The organism is Bosea sp. 124, from assembly GCF_003046175.1.
Taxonomy (GTDB): Bacteria; Pseudomonadota; Alphaproteobacteria; order Rhizobiales; family Beijerinckiaceae; genus Allobosea.
In genome coordinates this window covers 1,617,669-1,629,777 of record NZ_PZZM01000001.1, presented here as the reverse complement: position 1 = coordinate 1,629,777, position 12,109 = coordinate 1,617,669, and the positions used below count along the sequence as shown (strand labels likewise).

Below are 12,109 nucleotides of genomic sequence, written 5' to 3'. Positions count from 1 at the left end.
ATGCAAATGGCGGAATTTTAGCACCGGCAGGCAATAGCTCGTGAAGATCAACGCGAGTTCTAAAACATGATCGATGTTCTCTCCCTGGTTGGAATTCTCGCCTTTGGGTGGCTCGGCTACGCATTCTGGTATGCCGGGCGAGACCAGGCGCCGACCTCCAGTTCAGCAGGCGTGACCGGGAAAAATCTCGTTTCGTGATGCGAGGAGCCGGAGTAGGCCGCTGTTTGCGAAGGCGAAGGCAAGGCTTTCTCGGGAGGTGAGGACGCCCGAGAGTTTACGCTCCGGGCGTTTCGTCGTTCTACCCCGGAGACGCGAAAATGCCGGCCGGTCGCGTAGCGCCGCGCGCGTAACCGGATCGCGATGACGGGGCCTCGAAGCCGCCATCCTCTCCGGAAGACAGCGTCTGCGCCTGCCCTTCGTTCCTGACGGTCCCCATGACGGGTCGCGCGCGATCGCAGCCCCCCAAGGCCTTGCGACCCACCTCCGCGAGCGCAAGGCGCGCCGGATGCCGCAGCTTGTCAGCAAAGCGAAAGCTACGCCGCCCAGACGACGTCATCCAGTCGGATGGGAGATGATTCGCATGCTCGAGAGGGATCAAACGTCAGGACCGAGACGGTCTCTGTGGCGCGACAAGGCGAGGACCGGCGATGTTGGTGCAGCCGTCGTCTCCCTGCGCGGAGCAGCGGCATTCTCACGGGTCGGGGCCGAGCCGTGGTCTGATCGGACGAACCGCGTCTGCCCGGTGATCGGCGTCTTCATGCGAGCCTGGAACGAGGGCCTGCCCCAAGACGAGCGTTTCATCCTCGTCCCGCTGGTGGCAAGGACCCTCCACACGCGCGCCACCCCTCCTGTCGAGCGGAAACGAGCGCTCATGGCGGCCGATCGGCTGGTGCGAACCTACACGCCGGTCTGGTTGAATCTCGCAGGCCTGCGGGAGCAGGCCCGCCTGCTTTACGCCTTGCCCCCGATTACCGAACTCGCCCAGGCTTTCGACATGAGGACGGTGCTGGCCAGGGTCAGTCACGAGGCCAATGCGGAAGCGCTCGGCGTCGGTGAGGCGGGCTGGATCAAGGCGTCGGACGATTGCTGGGCCTCCGCCTGGGCCGCGGCCTATGACGCCGCCCGGCTTGCTGCGCATGATCCGGCATGGATCAGCGCCGCTGCGGCGTCGCGGGCCGCTGCCGGTCTTGCTGCTTGCCTGCCGACACAGCCGTTCAAGGCCGCCCTGCAGACCTCCGCCGGCGGGCTTTTTCTCCAGATGGCGAGGCTCGTCGATCGATCCGCGATCTGACGGCGCCGTCGGTCAGGCTCCGTCGCCGGGGCGGAATGCCAGCGTGAATGTCACCGCCCCCTCGCCGGAGGCGACAGCGACGGCGCCGCCGAGGCGCTTCATGATGGTGTCGACGATCGAGAGGCCGAGACCGCTGCCACTGCTGCGGCGATCCTGCTTCCAGAACCGCTCGAACATCGTCGCCTGCAGCGCCTCCGGAATGGAGCTGCCGGTATTGGCGACCGAGATGCGGGTCTCGTCGACGATGACGCGTATCGCGCTTCCAGCCCTGGAATGGCGCACGGCATTGTCGATCAGATTGCGCAGGGCGATTTCCGCCAGCCCGACATCGCCATGTACGGAAGCAGGCTTGCCGCTGCCGCGTTCGAGCGCGATCTCCCGTCCGGAGGCGATGGCGGCCGGCGCCATGTCTGCGACCACCTCGCGCGCCAGCGCCATCGGATCGAAGCGGCCCGCCGCGTCGATCAGCCTGCTGTCGGCTTCGGCCAGCGCGAGCAATTGCGCCAGCAGGCGGGCGACCTTGTCGAAATGAATGGAGAGGATCGAACGGGCCTGCGCGGGAACGATGGCCTCGACCTCGGCCCTCAGCGCGGCGATCGGCGTCCGCAATTCATGCGCGGCGTTGGCGGTGAACTCGCGCTGGAGGCGCCACGCCGCGTCGAGCCGGGCGAGGAGATCGTTGAAGGTCAGGACCAGACGGCGCATCTCGGACGGTACGCGTTCGAGGGAAAAACGGCGATTGAGCGTCGAAGCCTCGATCTCGGCTGCCTGGCCAGAGACGCGGCGGATCGGTCTCAGGGTGAGTCTGACGATGATCGGAATCGCGATCATGGCCAGAAGCAGCGGCAGGAACACCGCAACGACCGTTCCTTCGGTAAAGGTGTAGAGCACGTCCGCGATCGCGATATTGCTGTCGAGCAGAGGCATAGAGGCCTGCACCAGCAGACCGCCGGGCGCAGGGACCGTCACGACGATCCGTTGCACACCGCGGGTGTCGGGCAGGATCAGCATGACGGGATCGCCGCGGTTCGGATCAAGCCATCTCTCGATGGAGAAGCCGAACGGATCATCCGTGTCGTAGCGCTTCAGAGTGGCCGGCGAAACGTCGACCCCGCCCTGACCGTAAGACTGGATGACATGTCCCGTCGAATTGAGCAGCGCGTAGGAAACCGTCTTGCCGGCCCCTTCGGCGAGGTTGCCGAGTTCGAGCGTCGGCTTGCCGTCCACGAGGCGGACATGTTCCGCCAGCGTGTCGACCTGGACCGTGAGGCTGTTCCGCTGGACGCGGAAGAGCCCGTATTTGGCTTCCTGAACAAGGACCAAGAAGGTGCAGGTCAGGGCCGTTATGAAGACGATCGAGGTAGCAACGACGATGCGAAAGCTGAGCGATTTCAAAATCTCGTCACCTATGACGTCTTGTCCGCGACCATGATGTAGCCCAGCCCACGGACGGTCTTGATCGACGGGCTTGCGCCACTGCTCTCCAGCTTGCGCCGGACGCGGTGGACATGCACCTCGACCGCGTTCTCGGTATACTCTTCGTTGAAGGAGTAGATGCTCTCCGCCAGCTGTTCCTTCGTGACGACGCGCCCGAAGCTGCGCATGAAACGCTCGACGATGATGCCCTCGGCGCGCGAGAGCGAGACGTTGCCGCCATTGACCGACATCATGCGGGAGAGCGGATCGAAGCTCGTGTTCTCGACCGTCAGCGCCATCGACAAAGTTGTACTTAGCCGACGCTGCAGGGCCCGCAGCCGTGCGATCAACTCGTCGACCGCGAAGGGCTTCACCAGATAGTCGTCGGCTCCGGCATTGAGGCCGCTGACGCGATCGTCGACGGAGCTGAGGGCCGTCAGGAGAAGAATCGGAAGGTCGAAGCCGATCCGCCGCCCTTCGGCGAGCACATCGAGCCCGCTGCCGTCCACCAGCATGATGTCGAAGATGGCCGCGTCGTAGCGATGCGATTTCAGAGCGTGCAATGCGTCGCCGCGGCTTTCGACGAGATCGACGACGAAACCGGCCGCCGTCAGGGACGCGGCGGTCGCCCGCCCGACGGCCTCGTCATCTTCCGCGAACAGAACACGCATGTCCGATACCCCACTGTCCGGCCAGCGCCGCATCTGGCACAGCCAGCTTACAGCAACCTTTCAGACAGCCTGTGGCGGCACGATGGTCACGGTAAGCGGCCCGTAAGGTTGGCGGCCGATCAGCGCGGGGCGAGGCACGTGCCTCTCGTTGACGGAGATACCGAATGCGCCTTCCGGGACTTGCCATTTTTCTGGCGACCATTGCCGCGCCGGCCGCCGCGCTGGCGGCTGACGTGTCCAGGTCCGCTGCGCGACAGCCGCAACCAGAGCCGCCTGCGCCCCGCTCCCCCTGGAGCGGGTACATTGCGGTCGGTGGCGCGATGCTGCCGGAGTTTCCGGGTTCAAAGGACTACAAATTCGTGCCTGTGCCGCTCGGTCGTCTGGCGTATGGCGACTACTACATCGAAGTCGTCGGCCCACGGGCAAAGATCAACGTGATTCCCGGAGGCATGTTCGAGGCCGGCCCGCTCGTGGGATATGATGGCGGGCGCGATGACGATGTGAAGAATCGCCGGATCAAGCTTCTCCCCAAGGTGGACAGCGCGATCGAGTTCGGCGGCTTCGCGAAACTGAACCTGAAGCAGGTTCTGATCCACAACGATCAGCTCTCCTTCGGCGTGGAGTTCGCCAAGGCCTCCGAGGGCCATGAGGGCTACACCGCCAGCCTGCAGACGAGCTACGGTATCCAGACCGCCAGGCCCTTCTTCATGTCGGTCGACGCCAAGGCGACCTTCGCCGACAAGAACTATTCGAACGCCTATTTCGGCATCGGGCCGGTCGGTGCCGCTGCGACCGGATTGCCCGTCTATACTGCCTCGGCGGGGATTACGAAGGCCGAGATCGGCCTGAACGCCCGGTACCTGTTCTCTCCGAACTGGGGGATCAACGCCCGTGTCGGCTACGCCCGGCTGCTCGGCGATGCCGCCAAATCCCCCATCGTCAAACGGGAGGGCTCGGAAAATCAGTTCAATGCCGTGGCGGGTGTGCTCTACCGCTTCTGAGACCGATGGCGAGCGGCGGCTAGGCGCTGCCGCTCCGGCCTGCCTGCCTGCGGCGATGACCTCATCGCCGGTCAGCGCCCCACCAGGTCGAGCAGCCGGTTCCATCTCATGCCGAGATCGAGCACGGCGCTGCGGGCGAAATGGAAGGGGAAGGGCGTCACCGGCGAGCTTGGGAGGTCGAGCATCTCCGGTTTGCCCGCGAGCTTGCGGCCGAGCCAGGCGCCGCTGCGGTTGGCCAGTGCGACACCGCGGCCATTGTAGCCGACCATGACGTGCAGGTCGTTGCCGAGCGCGTGATAGTGCGGCAGATAGTCGAAGGTGATGCCGACAAGGCCGGTCCAGCGATGCTGGATCGGCACCTGCCGCAGAGCCGGAAAGATGTCGTGCAGCACCTTTTCCAGCACGGAATAGTCGGCGACGCCGGCCGATGTTTCGCGTGACGACCGGAACGAAGCCCGCCCGCCCAGCATCAGCCGGTTATCGGGGCTCCTGCGGAAATAGAGCACCAGCCGGCGGCTGTCATAGACGGTCTCGCCGCCGGGCAGGATGCCGTCATGCTCAGGGCCGAGCGGGGCCGTCGCGATCTGGAAGCTGTTCACCGGCAAGAGGCTCTGCGCCAGCCCCGGCACGAGCGTATCCGTATAGGCATTCGTGGCGACCAGAACCTTGCGAGCAAGGAGCCCCCCCTCCGGGGTCGCGATGCGCCACAGCCCCGCCTCCCGGCCGAGCGACAGCGCGGGCGAGCCGGGAAACAGCGCGGCGCCCGCCTCGCGCGCGACGCGGGCCAGTTCGCGGGCAAGGTCGAGCGGATGGACGCTGGCGCCGCGCGGATCGTAGAGGCCGCCGAGATAGCGCCGCGTGCCGACGCGCTGCGCGACATCGTCCACGCTCAGATCCTCGGCCGCGACGCCCGTCTTGCGCAGTCCGGCGGAAGCCTCCCGGACGACCGCGAGCGCGGCGGGATGATGGGCGAGGCGCAGGAGGCCTGGGCGGGCGAAGCTGCAGCGAAGGCCCTTGCGCTCGACCAGTCCGGCCAGGAAATCAGGCGCTTCCTGCCCCATTCGGTAGAGCCCGCGGCCGGCTTCGCCGAAGCGTGCGACGAGCCCGGCTTCGTCTAGCTTGACGCCGGGATTGACCTGCCCGCCATTGCGGCCGCTGGCGCCGTAGCCGATCGGTCCGGCTTCCAGCACCGCGACCGAGGCGCCGGCTTCGGCGGCGTGCAGCGCCGCCGACAGCCCCGTGAAGCCACCGCCGATGATGGCGATCTCGACCGTGCGTTCACCCTGCAGCGGTTCGCTGTGTACCGGCGGCGCCGAAGCGGTCGCCGACCACAGGGTCTCAGGCTGGGGCAGGACGGCAGGCTTGCGCATCATGGTCAGCGCAGGCGCACGAAGAAGTGCTTGGTCATGGTCTCCAGCACCTCCCATGTTCCCTTGAAGCCGGGATTGATGACGAGCGTCGCGCCCGGAACGAGTTCGGTCGCGGAGCCGTCCTCGCTCCGCACCACGCCGCGGCCCTCGAGGATCGTCATGAACTCCCATTTGTCATAGGCGATGGTCCAGCAGCCCGGCGTGGATTCCCAGCGGCCGCTCGTCATGCCGTTCTCCGAAAGATAGAGCCAGCTGCGCCAGCGCGGGTCGCCATGGAGGACGCGCTCAGGCTCCGGCGCGCCCTCGCGCGGCTCGGCATTCGCATCCTTGAAATCGATGATCGTCGGCATGGCGCGGGCTTGTCCTTGAGGCATGGTCGGCGCGGCGAAGCCGCCACGGGGGAGGTCAACGTGGTGGAAAGAGCAGCGCGTCCCGCTCGTTCCAGGACAGCCGGACGGTGTCACCTGCCCGGAAGCGCGCAGCCTCGCTGACGCGCCCGTCGCGGACGGTCAGGGGGCCGAGCGCGGTGTCGATGGTCAGGCGAACGGTCGCACCCATGAATTCCCGCAGGGCGACGCGGCCGGCGAGCGCGTTGCCCGGGCCGGCGACCTCCGCAGCATCGAGCTGCAGCGCCTCCGGGCGGATCGCCATCAGGGCTGCGCCTTGCGTGGTCGGCGCCGCCGCCGTGGCCGCGTAAAGCGCGTCCGGCATCCCCTTCGGCGAGACCCGGACGACCTGCCCGTCCTGCCCGCGCAATTCGACTTCGATGAAGTTCGATTCGCCGACGAAGCCGGCGACGAAGGCCGAGGCCGGCCGCTCATAGATCTCGTCGGGCGTGGCGAGCTGGCAGATCTTGCCCTCGGCCATCACGGCGATCCGGTCGGAGAGCGCCAGCGCCTCCTCCTGGTCATGGGTGACATAGATCACGGTGACGCCGAGATCACGCTGGATGCGCTTGATTTCGGTCTGGAGCTGGTCGCGCAGGCTGCGGTCGAGCGCGCCGAGCGGCTCGTCCATCAGCAGCACCGGCGGCTCGAAGACGAGCGCCCGCGCCAGCGCCACGCGCTGCTGCTGGCCCCCCGAGAGCGCGGCGATCTTGCGGCTCGCGAAGCTGCCGAGCGAGACGATCTCCAGCACGCGGCCGACGGCCTTTGCGATCGCCGCCTCGCTCCATTTGCGCATGCGCAGCGGGAAAGCGATGTTCTCGAAGACGTTGAGATGCGGAAAGAGCGCGTAGTTCTGGAAGACCACGCCGAGATCGCGCTTCTCCGGAGGCAGATCGACGATGTCGCGGCCGTCGATCGCGATCCGCCCGGCATCGAGCTCGACGAAGCCCGCCACCGCCATCAAGGTCGTGGTCTTGCCCGAGCCGCTGAGCCCGAGCAGGGTGACGAATTCGCCCGGTGCGACATCCAGCGAGACGTCGTCGACCGCGACGAAATCGGTGTAGCGCTTGCTGAGCTGGCTGATCTGGACGGCTGCGCCGGTCATGATGGGGTCCTGCCGCTCACCAGAACCGCGCCGTCGCGTCTGTCAGGCGCTCGTAGCCGTCCGGCGTGATGAGCACGGATTCCTCGTAATCGCCGAGATAGCCGTCCTGGGTGATGGTCCGTTCGATCGAAAGCACCATGTCGGGCACGATCGGCGTCGCGACGCCGCGCGCCAGCCAGGGATCGTCCCAGCCGAGGCCGATGCCGTGGCCCATGGCGGAAAACACGCCATCCACCGCGAAGCCCATGGATTGCTGCTTGTCGAGGCCCGCGGCGCCGAGATCTCCCGCGGTCGCGCCGGGGCGGATCGCGGCCAGCGTCGCCTCGATGCTGGCGATCGCGGATTCGAACAGCTCGACCTGCCGGTTGGTGACGGGGCCGACGGCCTTGGAGCGCGCGAGGTCGAAGACATAGCCGTCGACGGCACCGGAAATGCCGAGGCGGATCCAGTCGCCATCGGCCAGTCTTTTGTCCGAGCCCCAGGTCGGGAAATTGCTCTTGGCGAAGCGCGAAGGATCGCCTCCGCGCCCCGAGGCCATGAAGGAGTTGTAGAGCATGCCGCCGGCCGGAACGAGATAGTTCAGCCCGGCCGCGACGACATCGCCATGCGAGGCGCCGGTGACGGCCGCCGCCATCATCGCCTCGATCATCCGCGAGCCAATGGCCGAGGCGCGGCGCAGCATGGCGATCTCGGCCGGAGACTTGATCGAGCGCAGGGTCATCAGCACGTCGTCGGCAGGCTCGATCACGAGGTCGGGCAGGGCGGCGCGCAGCTTGTTCAGCATGGTGAAGGTCAGGACATCGCCGCCGACGAGCCCGATTCGGGCCTTGCCGAGACCCGCTCTCGTCAGGGCCTTGACCGCATCGTCCAGTACGAAATCCGAATAGGTGACGCAGCCGTCATCGAGGCGGATGCGGCCGTCGTCGGGCACGTCGATGACGAGTTCGGGCGTGGCATCCACCGGCAGCACCAGGAAGGTGTGGGCCCGCGCCGACCAGTTGCCCTCGAAGTCCGGGATGAAGGGAAAGTGGGTGTAGAAATTCGTCAGGTAGAGCACGTCGGCATAGCGGTCGAGCGTGCCGCCGCCGCGCGAGCAGACGAGCAGGCTGTCGAGCTTGCGCGCCTTCGCGGCCGCGACGGCGCGCTGGCGGCGCTGGCCGAATTCCGCGGCGGGAACGATCGGCTTCGGGATCGCTGCAGTCATGACGTCACTTCCGCTTGAGAAACCAGAACAGGGCGAGCAGCAGGCACGAGACCAGGAGCAGCAGGCAGGAGGCGGCCGCGACGATCGGGCTGATCTCGAAGCGGATGCCACTCCACATCTGCACCGGCAGTGTCGTCGCGCCCGACCCGCTGACGAACAGTGCGACGACGACCTCATCGAAGCTGGTCAGGAAGGCGAAGATGGCGCCGGCCGCGATCCCCGGCGCCAGCACCGGCAGGGTGACGCGCCGGAATGCGGTGAGCGGCGAGGCGCCAAGGCTGCGCGCCGCATTGACCATGCGCCAGTCCATCGACTGGGCCACCGCCGAGACGTTGATGACGACGAAGGGCAAGGCGAGGATGGTGTGGGCGAGGACGAGGCCGGGCACTGTCGCGACCAGCCCCAGTTTCGCGAAGGGCGAATAGAGCGCGGCGGCCGTGATGATCGTCGGCACGATCATCGGCAGCAGGAAGAAGAAGCTGACCAGCCGGTTGGCCCGGCGCGAGAGGCGCACAAGCCCGAGCGCGATCATGCTGCCGAGCAGCGTCGCAAGCAGGGTCGTCGCGATTGCCACGATCGTGCTCGTGACCAGCGAGCCGTACCATTCCGGCCGCTCGAAGAAGGCCTCGTACCAGCGCGTCGAGAAGCCGCGCGGCGGGAAGGTGATGAAATCGGTCTGCGTGAACGAGATCGGCGCCACGATCAGCGTGGGCATGATCAGGAACAGGCAGAGCAGGCCCGCGATGGCCGAGAGGATGCCGTTGCCGAGGCCTCTGGTCATCGCGCGCCCCAGAGCCGGCCGAGGCCGAAGAAGCGGTCGCCGATCCAGTAGAGCGTCACCGTGGCGACCAGCAGCACGGTTGAGAGCGCGGCGGCGAAGGGCCAGTTCAGGGTCTGGTTGATGTTGAATTCGATCAACTGCGCCAGCAGCAGGTCGCGCGGGCCGCCGAGGATCGCCGGCACCACGAAGAAGCCGAGGCTGAGCATGAACACGAGCAGCGAGCCCCCGAGCACGCCCGGCAGGGTGAGGGGCACATACACCTTCAGGAAAGCGGCCAGGGGCGAGGCGCCGAGCGATCGGGCCGCCCGCATCACCGCCGGGTCGAGCCGGCTCATCACGGCAGCGAGCGGCAGCACCATGTAGGGCAGCATGATCTGCGTCATGCCGACCAGCACGCCCGTGCTGTTGTAGACCAGCGGCAGCGAGCCCTCGATCAGGCCGACCTGCCGCAGCAGGCCGTTGATGACGCCTTGCGGGTTCAGCAGGATGATCCAGCCATAGGTCCTGACCAGCAGATTGGTCCAGAACGGGATCAGGATGCAGACCAGGATCAGCGCCTTGCCGATCCGTCCGGCGCGGTTGAGCTGATAGGCCAGCGGATAGCCGAGCAGCACGCAGAGCAGCGCGGTCTGGGCGCTGAGCAGCAGCGTCCGCGAGACGACCCGCAGATAGGTCGTCTCAGTGAAGATCTTGCTGTAATGCACCAGAGCCCCGGCCTTGTCGCCGAAACTGGTCGCGACGAGCTGCGCGACCGGCCAGACGAACAGGCCCGCGACGAGCAGGAAGCCCGGCAGAATCAGGATCGCCGGGCCGGCGCTGCGCAATCTGGCGGGCATGGCCGCTTCCGTCAGCCGGGCCTGCTCAGGAGAGCTTCCAGGCGTTCACCTTCTCGGTTGCGGCGGCGAGATTGGCCCCCCACCACTTCTCGCCCATGATCACGGCGTTCTTCATCTGTGGTCCACCCGAGAGGATGGCGGCGCGCTCGGCCGGGATCATGTCGAAGGCCTTGGGCACGACCGGGCCATAGGTGTAGGCCTTGGCGATCGCGGCCTGCGCGTCCGGCGTCAGCGTATAGGCGAGGAACTCCATCGCCTGCTTGGCGCGCGGCGCGCCCTTCGGCACCACCATCGCCGACCAAGTCAGGAAGCTCAGATCATAGGCGATCTCGATCGGCGCGCCGTTCTTCTGGGCGCTGAGGGCGCGGCCGTCCGGAATCAGCCCGATCACGGCCTGCCCGTCGGTGACGAACTGCTCGGCCTGGGCATTGGTCTCGTAGAACAGGATGTCGTCGCGGATCGTCGAGAGCTTCTTCAGCGCCCGTTCGATGTCGAGCGGGTAGAGCGCCGACGGGGCGACGCCGTCGGCGAGCAGCGCGGCTTCGAGGAAGGCGCCGTTCGCCTTCGAATAGAAGGCGCGCTTGCCGGGGAATTTTTTGGTGTCGAAGATGTCGGCGAAGCTCTTCGGGGCGGGCGAGAGCTTCTTGTTGTAGGCGATCAGCCGCGAGAACAGCACCTGCGGCACCGAATAGGGCGTCACCAGGTCGGCGCCCGCCATGATCGGCGTCTTGTCGACCAGGTTGAAGTCGATCGGCTCGAGCAGCTTCTTCTCGGCGCCGATCCACTGGAAATCGGGCAGCACCTCGACGACGTCCCATTCGGTCTTGCCGGCCTCGACCATCGCCTGGATGCGACCATAGGCGTTGCCCGAGACGGTGCGGACGCCGATGCCGGTCTTCTGGGTGAAGGGCTTGAACCAGGCTTCCCGCATCGCTGCTTCCCAGGAGCCGCCCCAGCTCGCGAAGACGATCTCGCCAGCCTGCGCGCGCAGGACCGATGGCGCCGCAACGGTCGCGATCGCGGCGGCCGAGAGCTTGAGGAGGTCGCGGCGGCTGGCGCCGTGGAGCAGGCGGGTCGTCCGGATGCGGGTCGAACTCATGGCTGCACTCCTCGATGCTGGCCGCCCGGTCGACCCGGTGCGGCACATTGGTTGAACCAATTCATACCAAACGAACCTAGTTACCGATTTTTCGACTGTAAAGAGGAAATGATAGCCAGCTTATGCCGGCTTGCATTGCATTGAATGGTATGATTGGTATGTCTCCGTACCAATGAGGTGATCTCCATGGATCAGGCGGTAAAGGATTGGCAGGCGGGCCGCGCCTCCTCGCGCGACGAGCTCCTGCAGCGCTGCCTCGCGGCGCTGGACAGCGGCGATCTCCGTGTGGGCCAGCGCTTGCCGAACGAGCGCAGCCTCGCGGAAACCAGCGGTCTGTCGCGTTCGACGGTGCGTGCGGTGCTGGACACGCTGGAGCGCGACGGCCGGATCATCCGGCAGGTCGGCCGCGGCACCTATGTTGCCGATGGCAGCGACGCCGTGCGGCCGGCATCGGCCGAGCTGGCACCGGCGGAACTGACCCCGGCGGAGCTCATGGAGTTTCGCCTGGTGACGGAACCTTCGCTGGTCGAACTCGTCGTGCTGACGGCGACGGATGCAAGGCTGGAGGAGCTGGCCGCGATCGTCGCGCAGGGCGGGGTGGCGAGCCGGTGGCAGGAGGCCGAGGCGGCGGACCGGGCTTTTCACCAGGCCCTGTTCGACGCGACCGGGAACCGCCTCTTCAGCGAGCTCGGCCGGCGTTTGAGCGAGGCGCGCGAGAGCCGCAGCTGGCTGCGCCTCAAGGAGGGCAGCTTCTCGCTCGAAAAATGGGCAGTCTATCACCGCGAGCACGAGGTCATTGTCGCCGCCCTGTTCGACCGCAACGCCGAGAACGCCAAGAACGCGCTGCGGCGCCATCTCGGCGGCGTCCGTGCCAATGCGCGCATGGCGGTGTGGGAGCTGTGACGCGGGCGGTGCGTGCCCGGTCACCGGGCCGTTGCCCTTGGCCGCC

Annotated in this window: 13 protein-coding genes; 4 read left to right on the top strand and 9 right to left on the bottom strand. The window is 66.8% G+C overall.

Annotated features, from left to right (window positions below; all coding sequences use genetic code 11):
* Nucleotides 1-66: 66 nt before the first annotated feature.
* Entirely contained in the window at nt 67-198 is a 132-nt protein-coding gene (locus C8D03_RS26950) for a hypothetical protein (protein ID WP_282568584.1), read from the top strand.
* A gap of 673 nt (nt 199-871) precedes the next feature.
* A complete protein-coding gene (locus C8D03_RS07615) occupies nt 872-1,291 on the top strand; it encodes a hypothetical protein (protein ID WP_146170108.1) in 420 nt (139 codons plus the stop codon).
* 12 nt (nt 1,292-1,303) lie between these two features.
* Here the strand turns inward: C8D03_RS07615 and C8D03_RS07610 are convergent, their stop codons facing one another.
* Complete coding sequence (locus C8D03_RS07610; protein WP_108045724.1) at nt 1,304-2,686, bottom strand: ATP-binding protein; 1,383 nt, start codon at nt 2,684-2,686, stop codon at nt 1,304-1,306.
* Between the two features lie 11 nt (nt 2,687-2,697).
* Nucleotides 2,698-3,378, bottom strand: a complete 681-nt coding sequence (locus C8D03_RS07605; RefSeq protein ID WP_181300769.1) for a response regulator transcription factor — start codon at nt 3,376-3,378, stop codon at nt 2,698-2,700.
* Nucleotides 3,379-3,542: 164 nt separating this feature from the next.
* On the opposite strand from C8D03_RS07605, the gene C8D03_RS07600 reads away from it, so the two are divergent.
* The gene (locus C8D03_RS07600; protein WP_108045722.1) at nt 3,543-4,379 is read left to right on the top strand and encodes a MipA/OmpV family protein; all 837 of its coding nucleotides are present in this window, start codon (nt 3,543-3,545) and stop codon (nt 4,377-4,379) included.
* Nucleotides 4,380-4,450: 71 nt separating this feature from the next.
* Here the strand turns inward: C8D03_RS07600 and C8D03_RS07595 are convergent, their stop codons facing one another.
* Genes C8D03_RS07595 through C8D03_RS07565 form a run of 7 tightly spaced genes read right to left on the bottom strand, consistent with a single transcriptional unit; the run spans nt 4,451 to nt 11,160 of the window.
* A complete protein-coding gene (locus C8D03_RS07595; RefSeq protein ID WP_181300765.1) occupies nt 4,451-5,752 on the bottom strand; it encodes an NAD(P)/FAD-dependent oxidoreductase in 1,302 nt (433 codons plus the stop codon).
* A gap of 2 nt (nt 5,753-5,754) precedes the next feature.
* Nucleotides 5,755-6,099 (bottom strand): cupin domain-containing protein, encoded by a 345-nt coding sequence (locus tag C8D03_RS07590; RefSeq protein WP_108045720.1) that lies wholly within the window; start codon nt 6,097-6,099, stop codon nt 5,755-5,757.
* A gap of 55 nt (nt 6,100-6,154) precedes the next feature.
* On the bottom strand, nt 6,155-7,240 hold the full coding sequence (locus C8D03_RS07585) for an ABC transporter ATP-binding protein (protein ID WP_108045719.1): 1,086 nt from the start codon (nt 7,238-7,240) through the stop codon (nt 6,155-6,157).
* A gap of 16 nt (nt 7,241-7,256) precedes the next feature.
* Nucleotides 7,257-8,444 carry a M24 family metallopeptidase gene (locus C8D03_RS07580; RefSeq protein ID WP_108045718.1) on the bottom strand — a complete coding sequence of 396 codons (1,188 nt, stop codon included), beginning with the start codon at nt 8,442-8,444 and terminating at the stop codon, nt 7,257-7,259.
* Between the two features lie 4 nt (nt 8,445-8,448).
* The gene (locus C8D03_RS07575; protein ID WP_108045717.1) at nt 8,449-9,225 is read right to left on the bottom strand and encodes an ABC transporter permease; all 777 of its coding nucleotides are present in this window, start codon (nt 9,223-9,225) and stop codon (nt 8,449-8,451) included.
* Complete coding sequence (locus C8D03_RS07570) at nt 9,222-10,061, bottom strand: ABC transporter permease (protein ID WP_108045716.1); 840 nt, start codon at nt 10,059-10,061, stop codon at nt 9,222-9,224. Before C8D03_RS07570 ends, C8D03_RS07575 begins: the two co-directional genes overlap by 4 nt.
* A 25-nt stretch (nt 10,062-10,086) precedes the next feature.
* Nucleotides 10,087-11,160 (bottom strand): ABC transporter substrate-binding protein, encoded by a 1,074-nt coding sequence (locus tag C8D03_RS07565; protein WP_181300763.1) that lies wholly within the window; start codon nt 11,158-11,160, stop codon nt 10,087-10,089.
* A 186-nt stretch (nt 11,161-11,346) separates the two neighbouring features.
* Here C8D03_RS07565 and C8D03_RS07560 point away from each other — a divergent pair, with 186 nt between their 5' ends.
* Nucleotides 11,347-12,063: a FadR/GntR family transcriptional regulator gene (locus C8D03_RS07560; RefSeq protein WP_108045714.1), complete on the top strand. Its 717-nt coding sequence runs from the start codon at nt 11,347-11,349 to the stop codon at nt 12,061-12,063.
* The last annotated feature ends 46 nt before the right edge of the window (nt 12,064-12,109 follow it).

What these genes read in the sequence shown, in the direction of transcription:
- C8D03_RS26950 (WP_282568584.1), top strand. Translation starts at nt 67, where the DNA reads ATGATCGATGTTCTCTCCCTGGTTGGAATTCTCGCCTTTGGGTGGCTC.
- C8D03_RS07590 (WP_108045720.1), bottom strand. Translation starts at nt 6,099, where the DNA reads ATGCCGACGATCATCGATTTCAAGGATGCGAATGCCGAGCCGCGCGAG.
- C8D03_RS07600 (WP_108045722.1), top strand. Translation starts at nt 3,543, where the DNA reads ATGCGCCTTCCGGGACTTGCCATTTTTCTGGCGACCATTGCCGCGCCG.
- C8D03_RS07615 (WP_146170108.1), top strand. Translation starts at nt 872, where the DNA reads ATGGCGGCCGATCGGCTGGTGCGAACCTACACGCCGGTCTGGTTGAAT.
- C8D03_RS07595 (WP_181300765.1), bottom strand. Translation starts at nt 5,752, where the DNA reads ATGATGCGCAAGCCTGCCGTCCTGCCCCAGCCTGAGACCCTGTGGTCG.
- C8D03_RS07565 (WP_181300763.1), bottom strand. Translation starts at nt 11,160, where the DNA reads ATGAGTTCGACCCGCATCCGGACGACCCGCCTGCTCCACGGCGCCAGC.
- C8D03_RS07585 (WP_108045719.1), bottom strand. Translation starts at nt 7,240, where the DNA reads ATGACCGGCGCAGCCGTCCAGATCAGCCAGCTCAGCAAGCGCTACACC.
- C8D03_RS07580 (WP_108045718.1), bottom strand. Translation starts at nt 8,444, where the DNA reads ATGACTGCAGCGATCCCGAAGCCGATCGTTCCCGCCGCGGAATTCGGC.
- C8D03_RS07605 (WP_181300769.1), bottom strand. Translation starts at nt 3,378, where the DNA reads ATGCGTGTTCTGTTCGCGGAAGATGACGAGGCCGTCGGGCGGGCGACC.
- C8D03_RS07575 (WP_108045717.1), bottom strand. Translation starts at nt 9,225, where the DNA reads ATGACCAGAGGCCTCGGCAACGGCATCCTCTCGGCCATCGCGGGCCTG.
- C8D03_RS07570 (WP_108045716.1), bottom strand. Translation starts at nt 10,061, where the DNA reads ATGCCCGCCAGATTGCGCAGCGCCGGCCCGGCGATCCTGATTCTGCCG.
- C8D03_RS07560 (WP_108045714.1), top strand. Translation starts at nt 11,347, where the DNA reads ATGGATCAGGCGGTAAAGGATTGGCAGGCGGGCCGCGCCTCCTCGCGC.